Genomic DNA, 20760 nt, shown 5'->3' with positions numbered 1-20760 from the left:
CGCGCGAAACCCATCAAGCAGCGGTGCCGCCAGCCCGCCATTAGTGGCTTATCCAAGGGACCCATTACGAAAAAGCGGTGTCAGACTGCAATACCGCCGCGTGATATCTCCCTGATACTGCAGTCCGACACCTTATCTCCTTACGGGGCACAGCGCGGCAGCAATGTGGCAAGTCCAAGCGCTCGACGCGCTCCATGCCTCAACGCTAGCCACCTCAAGCCTGAGTACCCTGCTCCAGCGCCTCTGCGAACTTTCGCATCAAACGCACTAAATCCGCGACGTCTTCTGTGGCCCAGTCCTGAAAGATTCCCCGTGCCAGACGCTCGCGGGCCTGGTCAAGCTTGTCAGTCACGGCTTTGCCCTTGGAAGACACCACCGTTTCGCGCATCCGGCGATCTTCCGGATTCTCGTGCCGCTTCACCATCTCCATCCGTTCCAGCTTGGCGACCTGGCGACTGATGGTCGTGTAATCCCTGCCAAGGCGATCCGCCAGATCCACCACGCCGATCGGGCCCACCCTCTCGATCACCACCAAGAGGCGAAAGAGCGCCTGGTCCAACTGCACACCGGCTTCCGCGATCAGCCGTTCGTCGTTCCTAGGACGGTTCATCACGCTCACGATCGTGATCAAGGACCGATGAAGGTCCTTCAACTGCGCCGAGATATGTGTATCTTGCACTTTCTTTTTTGTGGCCATAGACTGCCCTCTTAATGTGTGCATATTACACACACTTTGGAGAACTGAGATGCGTAAGCCCGTTGACGTCCTGATCTGCGGTGCCGGTGCCGCCGGCCTGACCCTGGCAATAGAACTGGCGCGGCGCGGCGTGCGCTTTGCCCTTATCGAAAAGCTCCCATCACCCTTTCCGGGCTCGCGCGGGAAAGGGATTCAACCGCGCACCCAAGAGGTCTTTGAAGACCTGGGGATCCTGGACCGAGCCATGGCTGCGGGTGGCATCTATCCCACGGTTCGCAAATACTCGGTCGACCGCGGTCACGTGGATCAGGAAGTGACGACCGTCGCCGCACCTACGCCTGCCGAGCCCTACCCGCTTCCGTTGATGGTTCCGCAGTTCAAGACCGAAGCGATCATGCGCGAGCGCCTGATGGAACTGGGCCATGCGCCTGAGTGTGGTGTGGAGTTGGTCGGGATGGACGTCAACGCCGACGGGATAGAAGCCGTGCTGGCCACCCCGGAGGGCGAACAGAGGCTCCACGCCCGCTACCTGGTCGGCGCCGACGGCGGGCGCAGCCTGGTTCGCCGCACCCTGGGCATAGGCTTTCCGGGCAAAACTTTAGGCGTGCGTGCAATCGTGGCCGATGTCGTGCTGGAAGGATTGTCGCGCGGTATGTGGCACCGGTTCGACGGTAACGGCGCAGGCCCCCTGGCCATCTGCCCGCTCGCGGGCACCGACCTGTTTCAGATCCAGGCGCCCGTTCCTCTGGAGGGCGACATCAACCTTTCCGCTGCTGCGTTGACTGAACGCGTCGCCCTGCACACCGCGCGCACGGACATTACCGTCCATTCAGTTGCCTGGGCTTCGACCTACAACATGAATGCCAGGCTGGCCGACCGTTACCGGGACGGCCCCGTGTTCCTGATCGGTGATGCCGCACATGTTCATCCTCCCACCGGCGGACAAGGCCTTAACACCAGCGTGCAGGACGCCTACAACCTCGGCTGGAAGCTAGCGGCCGTGCTTGCCGGCGCGCCCGAAGGGCTACTGGAGACCTACGAAGCCGAACGCCGGCCCGTGGCCGCGGACGTGCTCGGCCTGTCCACACGGCTGCTTGCTGGTTTCAAAACGGAGGACAACAGGCGGACCCGTGAAGTCCAGCAACTGGACATCGGGTATCCCACTTCGCCGCTATCGCTTCCGTCGCAAGCCGACAGCAGACTTATCCCGGGCAACCGAGTGCCCGATGCCATTGTGCGTGGCGCGGGCGGCAGCCCCACGCGCCTGTTCACGCTGCTTAAGGGCACGCACTGGACCTTGCTGGTCAACGGCCCCTCAAGCTTTCTGCCAAGCGCCGGCTTGCACATCCACAGCATTGGACCCGGCATGGAGATCGAAGACCACCTGGACCAGTTCGCCCGGTTCTACGGTTTGGCTGAGGGCGCCGCCGCGCTGGTCAGGCCGGACGGGTACCTGGCGGGTGTCTTTGCCAGGGATCGGGCGGCCGTATTGCAAGAGCACCTGAACCGGTACTGCAAAATTCGGTGACATACCCCAGTCGATCACGCACGCGACCGCGGAACGTCCGGTTCTCGTCCAAAAATCAGTGTCAGACTGCAATACTGCCGCCTGGACGGTACTGGGTGAGCTTGTGTCACGTTCCGTCTGAACGCAACGCGCGAAACCAATCAAACGGCGGTGGATAGATCGTCAATCCAGCCCTGACGCCGCCGCCGTGTGATGGGTTTCGCGCGATGCGCAGCGATGTTCTTGCCATTGATAGAGCGCGCTGCACCCATCCCACAATTCACGGCCGTAGGATGGGTGCAGCGCGAGTAGGCATTCGCAAAGACCGCAACGCCTGCCGCGCGAAACCCATCAAGCAGCGGTAAGACCATTGAAACCGACCGCTCCTGGCGAAGGATTTCAGGCGGTCAGGAAGCGCACGACTTCGGCCCAATCGTTAGTCGACAGGGCGACGTCTTCATAGTCGCCCTCCTCCTCGTCATAGCGGGAAACACAGAAGCGCTCGCTCCTGCCGGATTCGCGGTCGGCGTAGTTGGCGTAGTCCACATACACTTTCAAACCGCGCTCAGCGTTCTCGAATGAAGGAGCGGCATCGATGTAGCTCGACGTGTCGAAATACCCTTCGGGCAGGGTAGGCAGCGTGGTTACGTCGAAGTTGGGAAATTCGCGACGCAGTCGTTCAAGGTTCATAGGGGAAGCATGTGGTGGCTGAAAGACTGCCATTTTACGTTGCTCAATAAATAGTGCCCGACTGGACCAACCCGGATGCCCCCTCCCCCGGTTGCCCAAACCAGCCGACATCTGACTCTCGCGCCCACGAGCAAAACCGCCTTCAGTTTCAAGGCATTCGCAGCAGCAGCTTGCCCACCGTAGAACGGCTTGCCATCTCTGCGTGCGCCCTCGCGGCTTCGGCGAGCGGATACTCGCCTCCGATATGCACCCTGAGCTTGCCTTCGGCAATCCAATCGAACAGTCGCTTGGAACGCGCGCGCAAGAGTTCCGGCGTGTGAATGTGGTCAGAGAAAACCGCGTAGCCCAGCTTGATGCTCTTGGGCAGGCTCATGATGTCGAGGGGGCCGGGTCCACCCAGCACAGGGCCGTACCAGCAGAATGTTCCGGAGCGGCGCAGCACGTCCATCGACCCCTGAAAAGTGCTGGGGCCGGACCCGTCGAACACCACATGCACCCCCTCGCCGCCAGACAAGCTTTTAGCTTCTTCGACGAATTTGCCCTCGGCATCGACGATGACATGATCCGCACCCGCGGCCCTTGCCGCCGCCACCTTATCCGCCGACGAAACGCGGCCGATAACCCGGCCGCCGCGTAGCTTGATGATCTGGGTCAGCAACAGCCCAAGGCCGCCTGCCGCCGCATGGACGAACGCGATGTCGCCCGGCTGGGTGGCATAAAAGTCGGTGGCGAAATGGCTGGCTGTCAGGCCTTGCATCATCACCGACGCAGCGGTCTTGTCGTCGATTCCATCGGGTATTGGCACCAATGAGCTTGCCGCAATGGCGATCTTCTGCGCATAGCTGCCGGGCGCATAGACCCAGGCCACGCGCTGGCCAATAGAGAAACCCTCGACGCCCGCGCCGAGCGCCAACACGCGACCCGCGCCCTCGACACCCAGAATCTTCGGGTTGGGCAACTCGTTCCACGCCATTCCCCGCCGCACCCCGATATCCATGAAATTGATACCGGCTACGGATATCTGGACCAGCACTTGTCCAGGGCCGGGCACGGGGTCCGGCAAGTCCGTAAGCGCCAGCACATCGACGTCCCCTATTCCGTTCATCACCACCGCTTTCATTGCCGCTCCTTCAAAAAGAATCCATGAGTTCAATGGTGTCTATCGTATGCAGGCATAATTAGACGAACAAGCCTTATCAGTCCATTTTTATGCACTGATCGTCCAAATATCTGGAAGCCATGGATCCCCTAGCCAATATCCTCATGGGCTCGCGCGTGCGCACGGCCAACTTCACGCGCTTGGACGCCAGCGCGCCGTGGGGGCTCAATTCCCCTGGTGAGCGTGGCGTGAACTTTGTGCTGCTGGTGCGCGGGTCGGCCATTTTGACTACGCCTGACAGTCCGCATCCCATATCGATGCGCAGTGGCGATGTCTTCATCAAGCTGGACGACACGCCCTACCGCCTGTACGACCACGAAGACTCTGTCCAGATCGATTGTGTGGAAGTCGAGAAATTGCGTGTCGGCAACTACATCCAAGTCGGCGGCGGCGGCGCAATTACCACCTTCGTCAGCGGGTCGTTCGATCTGAACGAGCGCGACGCCAGGCCCCTGCTTCGCGCGCTGCCGTCGCTATTGCATTTGAAGCTGGATCAGCATCGCAGCCTGGCCTTTCAGTCGGTGCTGGAAATGCTGGCGCTGGAAACCGAGTCTCCGGGGCTGGGCTCCGAAGCCGTGGTCAGCCGACTCTTCGAGTTGCTGTTCGTGCATGCGATACGCGCATATGCCGCGCAGCCCGGCGGCCCCACTCAGGGATGGTTGGGCGCTATTGCCGACCGCCACCTGGCGTTGGCATTGGAAGCAATGCACGACGCCCCGGCCCAGGACTGGACGGTAGAGTCGCTGGCGCGCGCGGCTGGCATGTCGCGCTCTGGTTTTGCGGCCAGATTCAAGGCTGTGGTCGGCCAATCACCGCTGGACTATCTGACCCGCTGGCGGATGCACTGCGCGAGCCGGTTGCTTCAAGAGAATCACGCTCTGTCGGACGTGGCTAGCCAAGTTGGCTATGAATCGGCGGCGGCTTTCAGTCGGATATTTCGGCGTGAAATGGGGGTGACGCCGGCGGAGTTTCGTAGGGGTGGTAAGTCGGGGTGAGGTGGGCTTGCGACGATGCGCCCAAAACCATCGGCTGGTGCCTCACTCCGCGACGCGCGATGCGGCCTCTAAAGCAATCGCCGGAAGCTGGGCCGAAAGCTCAAGGTGAACGGATGCGAGGATAGGGAGCCAGCGAGCATCCTCGCCAGGCTTGGCGCTCACTCTCCCTTGATCTTCGCCTCTTTGATGACTCCGCTCCACTTTTTCATTTCGCTATCGATGAAGCCGGCAAAGTCCGCTGCGTTGCCGGGATAGGGTTCCATGCCCTGCGCCAACAACTTGCGCTGGATGTCCGCGTTTTTGAGCGCGCCGTTGATTTCCATGTCAAGGCGGCTGACGACGGCGGCAGGCGTTCCGCCAGGCGCCAGGAAGCCGTACCAGCCAGAGGCGACCACGTTGGCCAGGCCTTGTTCGCGCAAGGTGGGTGCGTCCGGGTAGATCTTGCTGCGTGCCGCCGACGCCACGCCCAATACCCGCAGCTTGCCTGCCTGGATATGCGGTAGCGCGGCGGTGATGGCGGTCAGCGTCGCGTCGAGCCGGCCTGCAAGCAGATCCGTATACGCAGGGACGTCGCCGCGATATTGCACGCTCAGACCCTTGACGTCGGCGTCACGCAGAAACAGTTCGGCGGCAAGGTGAGGAAGCGAACCGGTGCCCGGTGTACCGAAAGTCAGTCCGTTGGCCTGCGATTTGCCTAAAGCAACCAACTCCTGCGCTGTCCGTGCCGGTGACTCGGCATTCACGATCAAGAACAATGGCACGGTCGCCGCCATGGCGACCGCCTGCAGGTCTTTCTTGGGGTCGTAGCCAAGCTTGCCGTACAGGGCTTCCAACGTGGCGTATGGCGCCGCGCCATACAGCAGTGTGTAGCCGTCGGCCGGTGCGTGGGCAACGAATTCATTGCCCACCCGGGTGCCCGCCCCCGTCTTGTTTTCGACGATGAAGGACTGGTGCAGGCGACGGCCAAGGTATTCCGCGATCAGGCGGGCCGACAGGTCATTGGGGCCGCCGACGCCATACGGGGAAATGATGCGGACGGGGCGTGCGGGCCAATCGCCCTGAGCGAAAACGCGCGGCGCCACGCCGCCGCACAGCCCTGCCGCGGCCGTGCCGATAAAAGCCCGCCTGGTCATGTTCATAAGAGTCTCCTGATTTATTGGTATGTGATCGCCGTCCCGGCACCGTGCCGATGGCGTGGGGAGGCGATCTTTTGGAATATTAGGGGCGCAAATCTATCAGTACAAACTTCATTTTCTTGATAATTCAAAGGTTAAAGTTATAAATTCCAGGCCGCCGGAAATCGGCGAAATAAAGGAGGCGTCATGGCAATCGAGGTAACGCTCAGGCAGTTGCGTGCATTCCTGGCCGTGCGGGAATGCGGCAGCTTTTCCGAGGCGGCGCAAACCCTGCATCTTTCGCAGGCGGCGCTGAGCGGCTTGGTCAAGGAGCTGGAGAGCCGGTTGGGCGTACGGCTGCTGGATCGCAACACCCGCAGCGTAAGCGCCTCGGCAATCGGCGAGGCATTCGAACCCATGGTGCGGCGGGTACTCGCGGACCTGGACGAGGCGTTGGAGGGTGTCAGTAATCTGAAGGCGCTGCGGCGCGGGCTGGTGCGGGTTGCCGCGCCCGAGCCCTTGTCCTGCACGTTGCTGCCCGAGCTGATCGCCGGTTACAGCGAGGCTTATCCAGGGATAGAAGTGCGTTTTGACGACATTCCGATCGAACAGGTGTTGACCAATCTGCAAAATGGCAGCGCGGATATCGGCTTTGGACCCGCCGGTGTGTTGACGGGTGACGCAATCGATGTGCACGTGGCGCGGGCGGATCCCTTATGGGCAGCGCTGCGTGCGGACGACCCCTTGGCAAGCGGCGAATCGGTGACCTGGAAAGATTTGCGTGAGCGGCCCTTGATCAACTACATGCCCAACCTGGCGCTGAATGTCCTGGCCAACGTGCCCTCTAGCCGTCATCCCCGGGATATCGTCGCGGTCCACCGGGTGAACACAGCCTTGTCGATGTTGCGGGTACGGTCCGGATACGTGATCTGCCCATCCATGGCTCGACCCCTGGTCGAAGGGTTTGGACTGGCGTTTCGCCCCATCCTGCAGCCGGTAGTGACCTGGCGGATCGCCATCTTCGTGCGGCCCCGCAGTTCGATTTCGCCCGCGGTGGAAGGGTTTCTGGACCATGCCTTGCGCTTCGGCAGCCGCAACGCCGATAAATAAGATTAGCTTATAGAAAATTCAGAAATCACAGTTTGTGTGATAGAAGCGCCCTCGGTATCTTTGCCTATTCCCGGAGACCTGCCGCGCGCCAAAACATGACGTCATCGCGCTAACGGTAGTCGCCGCTTTTAGCCATCGGATGCCCATGACGCTGCCGGACCTTGATTCTTTTCTCTCACCCCGTTCCATTGCGATCGTGGGTGCGTCTTCCAGCCCCGCCAAGATCGGCGCCGTGCCCGTCCGCTATTTGGTGGAGCACGGTTACGACGGCGCCATCTATCCCATCAACGCCCGCGCGGACCAGATCGAAGGCCGGCGGGCGTATCCATCGTTGCGGGCGGTCGAAGCCCCCATCGATCTTGCCGTTTTCGCCATTCCAGCATCCAGTGTGGACGCGGCGCTGGATGATGCCATCGCCGCCGGGGTGAAGAATATCGTCATGTTCTCGGCTGGCTTCGCCGAGATGGGCAAGGAAGGCGAGCAGGCCCAGGCTGCGTTTGCCGCCAGGGCCAAGGCCGCCGGCATACGCGTGCTGGGGCCGAACTGTCTGGGCTTCATGAATGTGGCCCGGGCGGTCTATGCCACCTTTTCGCCCGTGGTTGCCACCGGCGCGAACGAGTCGGGCTGCGTCGGCATCGTCAGCCAGAGCGGTGCCTTTGGTGCCTATGCCTACGCGATGGCGCGCGAACGCGGGCTGGGCCTGTCGGCTTGGATCACCACCGGCAACGAGTCGGATATCGGTGTTGCCGATTGCATTGCATGGATGGCACGCGATCCAGCCACGCGGGTGATCATGGCCTACCTGGAGGGGTGCAAGGATGGCCGTAAGCTGAGAGATTCGCTCGACCTGGCGCAAGCCGCAGGCAAACCCGTCGTGGTGGTCAAGGTGGGCCGGACTGAACTGGGCGCCTTGACCGCGGCGTCCCATACCGCCGCGCTGGCGGGCGACGACGCGGTCTTCGATGCCCTTTTCCGGCAACACGGCGCTTATCGCGCCCGCACTATCGAGGAGTTCTTCGACGTTGCCCATGGGCTGGCGGTGGCCGGGCTGCCACCCAACAAGCAGGTCGGCTTGTTGACGGTGTCCGGCGGTGTGGGCGTCATGATGGCCGACGAGGCCGCTGACGCGGCACTGGAGGTCACGGCGCTTCCTGTCGCCGCGCAAGCGATGATCCATGCCCGGGTGCCGCTGGCGGCCACTCATAACCCGGTGGACATTACCGGCCAGGTCACCGCCGAGCCGGATCTGCTGGAGGCCACGGCGCGCATCATGCTGGGCGAAGCCGGTCACGGCAGCCTGCTGATATTCCTTGCGGCGTTTGGGGCCACGCCGGCCATGCGGATATTGCAGCAGCAGATGGCGCAGGCGCTGCGCAACGACTTTCCCGGACGCTTGATCATCTTCAGCACCCTGGCGGACACGGCGCAACAACGCGCGCTGGAAGCCGCTGGGTGCCTGTCCTTTACCGATCCGGCGCGCGCAGTGCGGGTCATGGCCGCCATGCAGTTCTTCATCCGCCAACAAGAGCGCGTCAACCGCCCCGACGCGGAAACTCCATGGTCTGACGCCTTTGCAGCGATGCCGGCGCCCGAGGACGCCAGCACCGCGCCTGGTCCCTTGCGACGCGGGGCTCACAACGAAGCCGATGCCCTGAGAACGCTCGCGGCACACGGTATTCCCATCGTCCCGTTTCATCGCGCGAACAGCCGTGACGACGTCATTGCCGGCGCGCAGTCGCTGGGCTTCCCCGTGGCAATGAAAGTTCTTTCCGCCGACATCACGCACAAGAGCGATGTCGGCGGCGTGGTCCTCAACATCCATGATGCGGACGAAGCCGCTGCCGCCTATGCCCGCATCCTGGATGCCGCGCGGTCCTTTGCGCCAAACGCCCGGATAGATGGCGTGCTGGTCGCGCGCATGGTGCGCGGCGGCGTCGAATGCATTCTAGGCGCGCGGCGCGACCCGGCATTGGGCGTTGTCGTCATGCTGGGTTCAGGCGGCGTGACGGTCGAACTGCTGGGCGACGTCACGTTCCGCCTGGCGCCCGTCGATATCGATCAGGCCCGCGCGATGGTCGGTGAGCTCAAGACCGCAAGGCTGTTGCAAGGTTTTCGGGGCAAGCCCCCCTGCGACGTCGAGGCCTTGGCCGAAGCCATCGTCCGCCTGTCCCGTTTTGCGCTGACTGCGGGAGACTCGCTCGAATCGGTGGAACTGAATCCGTTTGTCGTACTGCCCGCGGGCCAGGGCGCGCTGGCGCTTGACGCCGTATTGCTGACGGCTCCGCCGGCGACAACGAACGCAAGCTCGCCGGCATTGGCGCCTTCCACTTCTTTCTGAGAGTCGTTTGACCATGAACAACGATATCGAAGCATCCAGCGAGCAATCGGCCGCTCGCCATGCCGTCATGATCACATTGCCCTTGTTCGAGATGGCCCGCATGCGCGCCGCCAACACGGCGCGCAAGCATCCGGCCCGGGGGTTTGCCGGCGATAGCCCTTCATCACGCATGCGCTGGCTGAATCAGTTCACCCACACGAGGCGCCTGCGGGGCCCGGACGACAAAGAGGTCGTCACGCCAAACAATGACACCTTATTCACCAATGCCTGGCTGGATCTATCCGAAGGCCCCGTCGTCATTGATGTTCCCGCCATGGGTCAACGCTATTGGGTCTTGGGTTTTCTGGACGCCTGGACCAACCCCTGGGCCTACGCCGGCCGCCGCATGACTGGGTGCGAGGCGCAGCGACTCTTCGTGCACGGGCCGGCCTGGCGCGGAAACGTGCCCGCGGGGATGCATGAAATCAGCGCTCCTAGCAATGATGTCTGGGTCATCGGCCGCATCCTGGTCGATGCAACGGCGCAAGATCTGGCGGAAGTCCATGCGTTGCAAGACCGTTTCGCCCTACTTCGCATGGACGGTACGCCGGCGCTTTCACGCATCGATACCTTGATCGACGAGCGAGGCGCCGGCGTGCCCCAGGCACAGGAGTATGCGCGCGTGGTCGACACGATGCTGGCCCGCAATCCATCCGCGCATCCATTGCCCGCCTGGCCGATCGCGCCCGATTTGCTTCAGCAGGCTTTGGATGACGTATACACGGAACTGCGTGACGTCGCGCAGTCTTCTGAACTTGGTGGAGGCTGGACGACCGCCGTCAACGTGCGCGACAACTTCGGCGACGACTTCGTTACCCGAGCCCGCATCGCGCGGAACTGGATAGGCACATTGGGTATCGACGAAGCCATGTACATCATGGCGGAAGTCGATGAACAGGGGCTGGCATTGAGCGGGGCGCACCGTTATGAATTGCACTTTCCACGCTCTGGCCTGCCGCAGGTAGCATCCTTTTGGTCCATCACCCTGTACCGGCGCAGCGATTGCCTGCTGGTGGCGAATCCCATAGGCCGTCATTCGATCGGCGATCGTACACAGGGTTTGCTGCAAGACGCCGATGGCGGGCTGCGCATACGCATCCAAGCTGACGATCCCGGCCAGGGGCACAACTGGCTGCCTGCGCCCGCGGGTGAAGGCTTCTACCTGACACTGCGCCTCTATACCCCAGCGCGCGCACACCTGGAAGGGACGTTTGCTTATCCGCCGGTACGGCGTATGGCATGAAGGAAGAATCCATGCAAAAGATGTCTTTGTCATCTCCACGGCGCAAGGGAAAGCAATGTCGAACTTCTTGAAAAACCGGGTGGCGATAGTCACCGGCGCAGGCGGCGGGCTGGGGCGCACACATGCGCAGGAGCTGGCGCGTCACGGCGCCCAGGTCGTCGTGAATGACCTGGGCGAATCCGCACAGGCCGTGGCCGAGGAAATTCGGCGAGCAGGCGGTCAGGCCATCGCGCATCAGGGCGACGTTACCCGTTACGAAGACATGGAAGCCATGGCTGCGCATGCCGTCGCTGAGTTCGGACGGGTGGACATCCTGGTGAACAACGCTGGGGTGTTGCGTGACCGTAGCTTCGCCAAGATGTCGCTGGAAGAATTCCGCCTGGTACTCGATGTGCATGTCATGGGGACGGTCCATGCCACCAAGGCGGTGTGGTCGGGAATGCGCGAACGGAACTATGGCCGCATCATCATGACGACCTCTTCGTCAGGGCTATATGGGAACTTCGGTCAGTCCAACTACGGTGCGGCGAAGATGGCGCTGGTGGGGCTGATGCAGACGCTGGCGCTGGAAGGCGCTGCAAGGAATGTGCGGGTGAACTGCCTTGCCCCCAGCGCGGTCACGGCCATGACGGAAGGACTGCTGCCGCCCGAGGCGCAGGCGGTAATGACGCCGGAACGCGTTAGTACCGCGCTGTTGGCCTTGGTGGGTGAGGACGCTCCCACGCGCATGATTCTTCTGGCGGGCGGCGGCAGTTTCGAAAGCGCCCAGATCACCATGACACAAGGCATACATATCGCCGACGGCAAGGATCCCGCCGTTACGCTGCCGGCAAAGTTGGCGGATGTGCAGGATCAGGCTGGCCAGATGAGCCCGGCCTCGGGCTGGGACCAAGCCAGGCATGAAGTGGCTAAAGCGTTGGCTGGGGGCAGCAGTACATAGCGCGGCGGGGCCGTTCGTATCGCTTCCTGGAAAGATCCGGTGTGGACGTTCACGAGTCTGCGCGCTACGCGAGGCCCCAGAATTCATGCAACGAAGCAACCAGCCTCATCTTCGGCGAGATGCCGGCTTCTCGGCGTCGCGTGAGGCCACTGCATCCTTTGCGGCGATCTGGAGCGGCTTAGGTAAGGCTTTGAGGCTTTCCCTGAAAAAGCGTCGTTGCCCCGAAGCCAATCCTTGCACTACGTGTGCAAGCCGCTCCACCGCGGCGAAAACCTGGCGACTCAGACCCTCGCTATGGGTGCGAAACCAAATGAATTCAAGCAGCAGGTTAGCCACTTGATGAGCCCCGTAGAAAACTCGGCCAGCATCATTCTCCTCAAGCGTGAAGGCCGCGACATTCGACCAGTCTTCGTAGCCCTTGGCCCGCGAAAAGGCGGCTTGGAACGGCTTGACTGCCTCTAGCATTTTGCCCACGGGAAGGGGCGACTGCGCTTGAAAGCGCTTCAGGTCCCCGCTTTTGTCATCACAGCTACCGCGAGCGATGCGGAGTACGAACACCGTATTCCAGGCAGAACTGCCGCCGACGCCAAAGCGGTCGCATATCCATTCCGATAGCCCCAGCCAGCGTAGCGATAATCCTTGCACCGCATGAACGTCCTGATCGTTGAGTACAGCAAGCAGTCGCTGTTGCCAAAATAACCACAACGTCCATCCGATGTTTGCCGCCACATCCTGAGCAGCCTCGACAGAGTCCGCCTCGTAAGCGGCCTGCAGTGCTTCTGACAAGGCGCAAATCGCCTTCTCCGCTTCATTCATTCTCAAGACTCGATCAGCACTCTTGTCCTCAAGAGCGCTGCCTTTGTGCAGCAAGGCACGCAAATTCAGATATTCGAAGCGCACGCGGGGGTTGTAGCGAATTACAGGCGCCAGAAACTGGTCTGCCACCAGGCGGTCCAGTCCAGCATGAGATTGCCTGATATCCCCGCGCGCATAGCTATTCCAGGCCGAGGCGACCGACGCCATTGCCGACAGGGTCGGCATGGAAGGACAGACAGATTCTGACTGGAGAATACGCCCCAGCCTGTTTAACGCGGCCTCGCTGCGCCTTACGTTACCGTGACGACGCCATGCCAGACTCTCTTTGAGTATGGCCAAGGCTCGCTGAAAGTCGTCCAGTGCCGTTCGGTCAGCGGCCCGATAACTCGCAGCCCAACTCATACCCGTCGTCGCCATGCCATCCCGCGCAAGGCGCATGGCCTGGGTCAGGTGATTCCAGTACTCCCCATCCTGGGTCACGTATTGCAGAAGGTCCGCGCGCGGGGGTACATGACCCTTCAGGCCGAGAAAGTTCGCTACAAGGTCCAGGCTTGCAAGCTCCGCGCCGTGGCGCCACAGCACCTTATCTGCCTGCGCTTGCGTCATCCAGAATGGCCCCTGGCTGCGGCGTGATGCATCGAGTAGCGCAGGGGGCAGGTCAATGGAATTTCCCCACCCCACTTCCACCCCCCACGTTGCGAAATCACGAAAAGCGCGAGAAACCAGCATGCGAAGGTTGGAGTTCCCCGGGTATCGGGCCTGCAGTGACGACCCGGGCACCGACACCTCACCTGTTTGCTGCGCGTACCAGATTCTTAGCAGCAGCCAAACCGACTGATACCGCGCAGGCACGCCGTCCACAAGCAGTGGACGGCCTAAATCGATTTGGATTTTCCGAGTCATTCCGCCATGTTACAGGGGTTACGGCAACCTGATTGGCGCCCATGAGACACACGCATATTCTGGCGCCCACATGCATCCCGCATGACAATTACGGAGATAACATGAAGTCAAAATTTCGTCGGTTTGCCAAAGCAGCCTTGCCGCTGTTAATGACCTTGCTCGGATCGGCAGGTGCTCATGCCGAACTACCAGTGGTCGATATCGGTGCGCGATTTCAAGAGCAGCAAGTCGAGGGCACCCTCGTCCTTCTTGACGGACAGACCGGAGAGTTTCGGCGCTATGACGAGGTCAGAGCCGCTAAACGGTATTTGCCAGCGTCTACCTACAAAATTCCCCATTCGCTTATTGCATTGGAAACAGGTGAAGCGAAAAGCAAGGACTTCGAAATCGAGTGGGACAGTAAACGCGTCCCTCGCCAGCCATGGTGGCCGGCGGCATGGGCGCAAAACCATACGCTTGAATCGGCGCTACAAAACTCCGCCGTCTGGTACTACCAGGAAATCGCCAGGCGCATTGGCGCGGAACGTATGCAGGCATATGTCGACCGCTTCAACTATGGCAATCGGAACATTTCTGGAGGCATCGATCAATTTTGGCTAACTGGTGCGCTGAGAATTTCGGCGAACGAGCAGGTGGAATTCTTGCGTCGGTTCTACGTCAATCAATTCGGGCTGTCCGAGCGCACGGTGCAGATGACCAAAGACATGCTCATCCTGGAACAGACACCGGACTACCGTCTGAGTGGCAAGACGGGATGGGCCGGACTTGGCGAACCAGGCGCGCCGCAAACGGGCTGGCTTGTAGGCTACCTGGAACGGCAGGGAAAGGTTTTCTACTTCGCGCTCAACATTGACGTGAAGAAAAGCCAGGATGCCGCTGCCCGCATGAAAATCGTGCGCGCTGTATTCGGCGACCTGGGCTTGCTGTCGGCCGGGCCTGCCGGGTCAACGCCGCAGGGTGCGCAGTCTGCGATTTCTGGCGGTGTTAGATAGCGACGGAATCGGATTCGACTCGCTATTTTCATACTAGGGGTTGGGTTAGCGGGCGTCGGGGCGGGAGTGGACGTCCTCGGGCGTCCGCTTCCGGCCACCATGCGTCATTAACCGTGATCGTCAACCGGACATTGCGGCGTCCGTGGCAGCCGGAATGCGGACACTCAATCGAGTCGCATGTAAATACGTTTGCCACCTCGGTTGAGCACGTGCATCGCTGAGACGAGGGGATCGTCGGCGCAGCGTGGCGGAGGCGACCCGGGGCTAGCCCTCCAATCTGCTTGAGAGCATTTTTAGGTCAGCGCTTTTCCGGCGTGCGTACTGCTCCCGCTGGACGCAGTCCGTGAACCAGTTCGATGAGCGCGCGCAGACGCGCGGGCACGAAGCGGTGTCCTGGATAGTAAAGCCGCAATCCGCCAAAGGGCTGGCACCACGGCGTCAGCACCGGTACCAGCGCGCCTGAGGCCAGTTCCCACTCGATAAACCATTCGGCGATAAAACCGATCCCGTGTCCCTGCAGCACCGCTTCCTTGATGACCGGCAATTCGTTGAACGCCATCCGCACCGGCAAATCCATCTGCAGCTTCTCGCCATCGCGCTCAAGCTCCCACCGGTAGATGCCGCCGTGCGACATACGCATGCCGATGCTCTGATGCCCGAGCAGATCGCGCGGATGAATAGGCGTGCCATGAAGCTTCAGATACTCGGGCGTTGCCACCACCAGCATGCGGACGTCGCCAGTCAGCGGCACCGCAATCATGTCCTGCGGCACGGACTCGGCGAGGCGAATCCCCGCGTCGAAGCCCTCGCCGACAATATCAATCATCCGCGACTCGCTCACGATATCCACGCGCACCTGCGGGTAGCGCCGCGCGTACTCGCCGATCAAGGATTCCATCAGCAGTAGCACCGCGCCCTGCGGTGCGTTGATCCGCAGCGTGCCGCTCGGTATATCCGGCCCGCTGCCCGCCTCTTCACCGGCGCTCTGGATTTCGGCCAGCGCTGGCGCAATTCGCTCTATATAACGCTGCCCGGCATCGGTCGGCGCGACGCTGCGCGTCGAGCGGTTGAACAGGCGCACCTTGAGGCGCGCCTCCAGCCCGGCCACGGCGCTGCTTACCGCCGTGGTGGACATGCCGAGTTCCTGCGCCGCACCACGGAAACTGTTGCGCCGCGCGACTGCCAGTACCACTTCGAGTTCCGTCATCCCTGTGCGATGCATTTGATTATCCTGATTTTCGGCATACATCATCCACCATAAGGTGGCTTATCAGAACAATAAACCATGCCTAGACTTCTTTCCATCCGAACCCAAGGCCAAGCACCGTCTGCTGACGGGCAAACGCGGGTTCCCTCAAAGGAGTCGAGATGCAGCGCATTGAACATATCTATATCGACGGCGAATTCGTGACGCCGCACGGCCAGGAGTGGTTCGATCTTTACAACCCGAGCACCGAGGAAGTCATCGGTCAAGTGCGGCTTGGCGACGAGCACGATGCGCAGCGAGCTATCGCAGCCGCCAAGGCCGCCCTGCCGGCCTGGTCACGCACCACGCGCGAAGAGCGTCTGGCTGCGCTGCACCGCATGCATCAGGCCATCGCCGCGCGCGAGGATGATCTGATGGAAGCGATCGTGAAGGAGTACGGTGCGCCTGCGGCGCGCGGACGCTGGATGGCGACTTACCCGGCCGATGTGTTCGCCCAGGCCATCGAGACGCTGGAGTCCTTCGAGTTCGAGGAACAGGTCGGGATCGCACGCGTGATCCTCACGCCGGTGGGCGTGGCCGGCCTGATTACGCCGTGGAACAGCAATGCGGGCTTTATCTGCAACAAGCTTTCGGCAGCGCTGGCAGCGGGCTGCACCGCCGTCATCAAGCCCAGCGAGATGAGCGCCCTGCAGACGCAGATCGTGATCGAGGCGCTGCACGAGGCTGGCTTGCCCAAGGGCGTCTTCAATATCGTCAATGGCCGCGGCGACGTAGTTGGCGAGGAAATCGCGCGCCATCCGGATGTCGCCAAGATATCGTTCACCGGTTCGTCCGCGGTCGGCCAGCATCTGGTGGCAACCGGTGCGGCCACCATGAAGCGTGTCACGCTGGAACTCGGCGGCAAGTCGCCGACCCTGGTGCTCGACGATGCCGATTTCGCCAGCATCATGCCGCTGGTGCTGAACGCCGGCTTCATGAACAGCGGCCAGGCCTGTATCGCCGGCACCCGCATCCTGGTGCCGCGTAGCCGGCTCGCAGCATTCGAGCGCGCCGCCAAAGAAGCTCTCTTGCAGTACAAATCCGGCGATCCGCGCGATCCAGAGACCACTATCGGCCCGATGGTGAGTGCGAAGCAATGGGAACGCGTCCAGAACTATATTCGTATCGGCATCGACGAAGGTGCGACGGTGCTCGCGGGCGGCGAGGGCCGGCCGGACGGATTGCAGGCCGGCTGGTTCGTCAAGCCGACGATCTTCACGAACGCCACCAACCAGATGCGTATTGCGCGTGAGGAAATCTTCGGTCCGGTGCTGACCGTGATTGCCTACGAGGACGAGGCCGATGCGATCGCGATCGCCAACGACACGCGCTACGGTCTGAACGCGATGGTGCTGGGTCAGGATGTCGAGCGTTGCGAACGCGTGGCGCGTCAGATCGATTCAGGGCGGGTGCTGATCAATACGCTTGCGCATGAGCCACGCGCGCCGTTCGGCGGTTTCAAGCATTCGGGGCTTGGCCGCGAAATGGGCAGATGGGGGATGAGCGCGTATCTGGAACCCAAGGCGCTGCTGAAGGCATGAGGCGGGGACAGCCGAACTCGCGCTGCGCGTGAACCCCGAGGCCCCTGGTCACTCGGTCCAGAATCCGTGGCAATTGTGCGTCCCAACGGACGTTGATATCGCAACGGAACAATGGTGTCAGACTGCGATTTCGAGGCGGAGGTTTGATGCATCCCGGTCCGCGAGCGGTCGCTTGCCGGCCAGAAGCAGACCCTTTTGAGGTACCAAGAACACGATGTAGCCAGGGATGGCTTTATCGAGCACTATTGAATGCGCCGTCGCCAGTGCACAAACAAGCAGTGCGCGATATAGCTGCATCAGGCAGTTGGTGCACCTCTCAAGCAAGAATGTCCGTAGCGCGGTGGTCTTCCGGCACACCTTGGACGAGAAACACTGCCCCAACGCTGTTTGCCGTCCTTAATGGTTTTATCGCTTGGTAGGCCGGTGACTCATACCAGCGCGACGCACGCTCCAGATCGGGAAACTTGACGACGATCAGGTCTGCCGTCGGCTCGCTCTCCAACGAAAGATACGGCCCGCCGTGGATGATGAACTGGCCTGCGAACGGCTGGAGTGTCGAGTCGATTTGCTCGAGATAAGCGCGGATCTCGTCGTTCAGGTGCGTTTCGGAAATGATGGCGACGGCATAAGCTGGCATGAATGACTCCTGAAATGACGGCGTTAATAGCTGCGCAACCATGCAATGTGTTGCGGCGATGTGAAGTCATTGTTGACTGGGCGATCCCGTGCGTCGATGACGTCGGAGGTAATCACGTCGTGTGCCATCCGCTGTCGTACTTCCAATCGCGCGAACGACCGAGGCTTACCGGTTGCCGTGCCAGCCACTGACTACGTCAAGCGCGGAATAGCGTTATTACCTGGCACGTAATCGACCGAGATCGCACGCTGCAGCAACATCACGCTATCGCATTCGACAATGCGTGTCCGCAGCAACCCAGCCATTTTTCCAAGGAGATTCCCATGAGCGAAAATGCCCGTCCAAGCACAATTTGCCGGCTTACGCTTTCACGTGTCCGGAACGCCGGATGGACATCATGACGTCGTTCGCTTTTCGTGGTCCCTTGGTGCAGAGGATGCCGAACACCTGGCGGCTGGCACCGATATTGCCGTAGTAGCGCCGGACGGACGCATCGAACGGATCACGGGCTTTCTTGACAAGATGCCTTCTTGAAGCCGGACGTGTCGTGTGGCAGCTAGTCAGCATGGAGATAGCATGGAACAACAAGACCACGTCCGGCGGAGTGCGGGCGACAGCCGTTACTTTGCCGATTTCGCCACGGCACTGCGCTACTGGCGCGACAAGCGTGGCTATACCCAGCTTCGGCTGTCGAGCGAGAGCGGTATCTCGCAGCGACACATCAGCTTCCTTGAAAGCGGCCGTTCGCAGGCGAGCCGCGAGATGGTTCTGAAACTTGGAATCGTCCTCGACATCCCGCTGCGCGAGCGCAACGTGATGCTGCTGGCGGCCGGCTATGCGCCGGCCTACCGGGAACGCCGCCTGTCCGACCCGGAACTAGCCGCGGTGAAGCAAGCCTTGGACTTCATGCTGGCCCAGCAAGCCCCGTATCCGGCGCTGGTGGTCGATCGGCTGTGGAATCTCGTGATGGCCAATGCGCCGGCGGCAATGATGATGCGCTGGCTGCTCGAGATGCCGAACGGCGCCCCCTTGCCAAGCGAGGGCGTCAATGTGCTGAAACTGATGCTCGATCCGAATGGGGTTCGCAAGCACCTGCAGAACTGGGAAGACGTCTGCGCTGATCTGCTGCATTGGATTCAGCGTGAAGCGATGAGCGACGGCCTCGGGAGCGAGGCGGCGAACTTGCTCGATGAATTGACCGCGTTGCCAGGGATCAGCGAAACGACCCGCGTGGCCAACCTGGATGCGCGTGCGCTGCCCTTCCTACCGATGCAGATTCGCAAGGATGGTGTCGCGCTGAACTTGTTCACTTCAATTGCCACCATGGGCACTCCGCACGACGTGACGGTGCACGAGTTGCGGATTGAATCGTTCTTTCCGGCTGACGAGGCCACGGCACACTGGTTCCGTGAGCGCGCAGCGATGTCGGAACAAGCTTGAAGGAGATGGGCGTACCCGAAGGGGGTAAATCTGCGGTGGCCGTGTGAACCGCTCCGGCTATCGAGGAGGCTCCAACTCTTGAGAGAATTCGAGCCATGAGCAAGAACAACGCGAACAAATTTTCCCCGGAAGTGCGCGAGCGCGCAGTGCGCCTGGTGCAGGAATCGCGCAGCGAGTACCCGTCGCTGTGGGTATCCGACGAATCAAAATACATGCTGGTTTCGGGCGCAGTCGCGGGTGGAGGTTTAACCGTCATCGCTAATGCCCCCAATCCAACTGGCGTCGCACTGTTGATGCGCGGGTTTTCCGATGAGACGATCAGCATCGGCGGGCTGCTGCTTTGGGCGCTGTGTTCCACTGCTGTGCCCGCTGGCGCTCTGCTCTTGCTGTGAGCGTATTGCCGTCATACGCACAGGGAGCGCGTCAATTGGCTTGGGCTTTTTCTGTTCGAATACTAGGATCGCCATGGGTCGGAAGCTACCCGTCATCGACGTCCGGTCCCGGCTAAAAGCGAGCATTCGCGTCACCGCACCGACATCCGAGCGTGGCCGCTTAGGGTCCCGCAGCGGCCATAACCCTCCCCTCCCGTATCAGCTCTAAATATCGGCTACATCGCGCAGCCGTACGCCGGAGAAGTTGGCCGCACTCAATGCATCAAACATCGCGCGGTCGCAGATGGGAGGTCCTCCCATGCGATCCTGGCGGAAGATATGGGCACCTCCCACAACATCCTGATTGAACACCAAGCTGGCTCCGCCAACGAGGCTATAAAGCTTCTCGTCCTCGCCGGTCTGATAATTGTGGCTGAGCTTGATCCTCACGCGAGAAGCGGCTTCATCCAGGGCATCGAGTGTGCGCAGCACATTGCCTAGGTAGTATTGAGGGGCGGAGCTGCCGTCAGCAAGGCTGAAGTCGCATGCCACAAATGCAAACGCCTCGGCGTCCAATTGCTCAAACAGTTGCTTCAACGGCTCCGACACAATCCATATGCCAGCGAGCTCTTCCAGATCGCGTGGCATTCCGCCCTTCTCCGGTACATGAACCAGGTGCGGACGCTCCGGATACTGATCTGGCATTCCATTAGGACGCGAGACGACATTCATCCCCGGATCGATCAGCTTCTGTTCGTTGGCGATTTCTATGCCCGGAACCCTGCCGTTTCCCAAGAAGCTGGCGTCGATCAGGAAAAATTTGCCCTTATGAGATGCGGCTTCACCTGAAACTTCAATGGCGGTGGGTTCGGTCACGGTGGCTTCTATCATGGATGTGGGCGCAGAACGGGAATGCAGGAGAGCCGATGCTAACGGGGCTTTAGCGCAGCCACAAGTTCCGTCGAAATGGTGCCTGTGATA

General features: G+C 61.2%; 19 protein-coding genes. 11 read left to right on the top strand and 8 right to left on the bottom strand.

The window, feature by feature from the left end; genetic code table 11:
• Window positions 1-214 precede the first annotated feature (214 nt).
• Window positions 215-697: a MarR family winged helix-turn-helix transcriptional regulator gene (locus P8T11_RS03905; protein WP_268078184.1), complete on the bottom strand. Its 483-nt coding sequence runs from the start codon at window positions 695-697 to the stop codon at window positions 215-217.
• 49 nt (window positions 698-746) lie between these two features.
• Between P8T11_RS03905 and P8T11_RS03900 the strand changes: the two genes are divergently transcribed.
• A complete protein-coding gene (locus P8T11_RS03900) occupies window positions 747-2225 on the top strand; it encodes an FAD-dependent oxidoreductase (RefSeq protein WP_268078185.1) in 1479 nt (492 codons plus the stop codon).
• A gap of 378 nt (window positions 2226-2603) precedes the next feature.
• Here P8T11_RS03900 and P8T11_RS03895 read toward each other — a convergent pair whose 3' ends face one another.
• Together P8T11_RS03895 and P8T11_RS03890 are read right to left on the bottom strand one after the other, a co-directional pair.
• Window positions 2604-2894 (bottom strand): hypothetical protein, encoded by a 291-nt coding sequence (locus tag P8T11_RS03895; RefSeq protein ID WP_268078187.1) that lies wholly within the window; start codon window positions 2892-2894, stop codon window positions 2604-2606.
• A 148-nt stretch (window positions 2895-3042) separates the two neighbouring features.
• Complete coding sequence (locus P8T11_RS03890) at window positions 3043-4014, bottom strand: quinone oxidoreductase family protein (protein WP_268078188.1); 972 nt, start codon at window positions 4012-4014, stop codon at window positions 3043-3045.
• A gap of 119 nt (window positions 4015-4133) precedes the next feature.
• On the opposite strand from P8T11_RS03890, the gene P8T11_RS03885 reads away from it, so the two are divergent.
• Entirely contained in the window at window positions 4134-5048 is a 915-nt protein-coding gene (locus P8T11_RS03885) for an AraC family transcriptional regulator (RefSeq protein WP_268078189.1), read from the top strand.
• 158 nt (window positions 5049-5206) lie between these two features.
• On the opposite strand, the gene P8T11_RS03880 is transcribed toward P8T11_RS03885, so the two are convergent.
• On the bottom strand, window positions 5207-6187 hold the full coding sequence (locus P8T11_RS03880; RefSeq protein ID WP_268078190.1) for a Bug family tripartite tricarboxylate transporter substrate binding protein: 981 nt from the start codon (window positions 6185-6187) through the stop codon (window positions 5207-5209).
• Window positions 6188-6370: 183 nt separating this feature from the next.
• On the opposite strand from P8T11_RS03880, the gene P8T11_RS03875 reads away from it, so the two are divergent.
• From P8T11_RS03875 to P8T11_RS03860, 4 genes are all read left to right on the top strand, one after another.
• Window positions 6371-7273, top strand: a complete 903-nt coding sequence (locus tag P8T11_RS03875) for a LysR family transcriptional regulator (protein ID WP_268078191.1) — start codon at window positions 6371-6373, stop codon at window positions 7271-7273.
• Window positions 7274-7418: 145 nt separating this feature from the next.
• A complete protein-coding gene (locus tag P8T11_RS03870; RefSeq protein ID WP_268078192.1) occupies window positions 7419-9611 on the top strand; it encodes an acetate--CoA ligase family protein in 2193 nt (730 codons plus the stop codon).
• Between the two features lie 100 nt (window positions 9612-9711).
• Window positions 9712-10893 carry a DUF1254 domain-containing protein gene (locus tag P8T11_RS03865; RefSeq protein WP_326494494.1) on the top strand — a complete coding sequence of 394 codons (1182 nt, stop codon included), beginning with the start codon at window positions 9712-9714 and terminating at the stop codon, window positions 10891-10893.
• Between the two features lie 55 nt (window positions 10894-10948).
• The gene (locus P8T11_RS03860) at window positions 10949-11833 is read left to right on the top strand and encodes an SDR family NAD(P)-dependent oxidoreductase (protein ID WP_268082455.1); all 885 of its coding nucleotides are present in this window, start codon (window positions 10949-10951) and stop codon (window positions 11831-11833) included.
• A gap of 105 nt (window positions 11834-11938) precedes the next feature.
• Here the strand turns inward: P8T11_RS03860 and P8T11_RS03855 are convergent, their stop codons facing one another.
• Window positions 11939-13255 carry a hypothetical protein gene (locus P8T11_RS03855; protein WP_268078193.1) on the bottom strand — a complete coding sequence of 439 codons (1317 nt, stop codon included), beginning with the start codon at window positions 13253-13255 and terminating at the stop codon, window positions 11939-11941.
• 398 nt (window positions 13256-13653) lie between these two features.
• Here P8T11_RS03855 and blaOXA point away from each other — a divergent pair, with 398 nt between their 5' ends.
• Window positions 13654-14544, top strand: a complete 891-nt coding sequence (gene blaOXA / locus P8T11_RS03850; RefSeq protein WP_268078194.1) for a class D beta-lactamase — start codon at window positions 13654-13656, stop codon at window positions 14542-14544.
• A 298-nt stretch (window positions 14545-14842) separates the two neighbouring features.
• Here the strand turns inward: blaOXA and P8T11_RS03845 are convergent, their stop codons facing one another.
• Entirely contained in the window at window positions 14843-15766 is a 924-nt protein-coding gene (locus P8T11_RS03845) for a LysR family transcriptional regulator (RefSeq protein WP_268078195.1), read from the bottom strand.
• 146 nt (window positions 15767-15912) lie between these two features.
• On the opposite strand from P8T11_RS03845, the gene P8T11_RS03840 reads away from it, so the two are divergent.
• Window positions 15913-17331: an aldehyde dehydrogenase family protein gene (locus tag P8T11_RS03840; protein ID WP_268078197.1), complete on the top strand. Its 1419-nt coding sequence runs from the start codon at window positions 15913-15915 to the stop codon at window positions 17329-17331.
• 316 nt (window positions 17332-17647) lie between these two features.
• Here the strand turns inward: P8T11_RS03840 and P8T11_RS03835 are convergent, their stop codons facing one another.
• Entirely contained in the window at window positions 17648-17968 is a 321-nt protein-coding gene (locus P8T11_RS03835; protein ID WP_050449493.1) for a DUF1330 domain-containing protein, read from the bottom strand.
• Between the two features lie 333 nt (window positions 17969-18301).
• On the opposite strand from P8T11_RS03835, the gene P8T11_RS03830 reads away from it, so the two are divergent.
• The 3 genes from P8T11_RS03830 (at window position 18302) to P8T11_RS03820 (ending at window position 19800) form a co-directional block, all read left to right on the top strand.
• Entirely contained in the window at window positions 18302-18502 is a 201-nt protein-coding gene (locus tag P8T11_RS03830) for a hypothetical protein (RefSeq protein WP_268078198.1), read from the top strand.
• Between the two features lie 42 nt (window positions 18503-18544).
• Window positions 18545-19408, top strand: coding sequence for a helix-turn-helix domain-containing protein (locus tag P8T11_RS03825; protein ID WP_268078199.1), 864 nt, complete (start codon window positions 18545-18547; stop codon window positions 19406-19408).
• A gap of 95 nt (window positions 19409-19503) precedes the next feature.
• Window positions 19504-19800: a putative Na+/H+ antiporter gene (locus P8T11_RS03820; protein WP_268078200.1), complete on the top strand. Its 297-nt coding sequence runs from the start codon at window positions 19504-19506 to the stop codon at window positions 19798-19800.
• 204 nt (window positions 19801-20004) lie between these two features.
• On the opposite strand, the gene P8T11_RS03815 is transcribed toward P8T11_RS03820, so the two are convergent.
• Window positions 20005-20655, bottom strand: a complete 651-nt coding sequence (locus tag P8T11_RS03815; RefSeq protein WP_268078201.1) for an imm11 family protein — start codon at window positions 20653-20655, stop codon at window positions 20005-20007.
• Window positions 20656-20760 lie beyond the last annotated feature (105 nt).

Origin of the sequence: Achromobacter spanius, from assembly GCF_029637605.1 — a bacterium.
Classification (GTDB): domain Bacteria; phylum Pseudomonadota; class Gammaproteobacteria; order Burkholderiales; family Burkholderiaceae_B; genus Achromobacter; species Achromobacter spanius_E.
The sequence above is the reverse complement of the archived record's forward strand: the minus strand, read 5'-3'. Positions and strand labels throughout refer to the sequence as shown.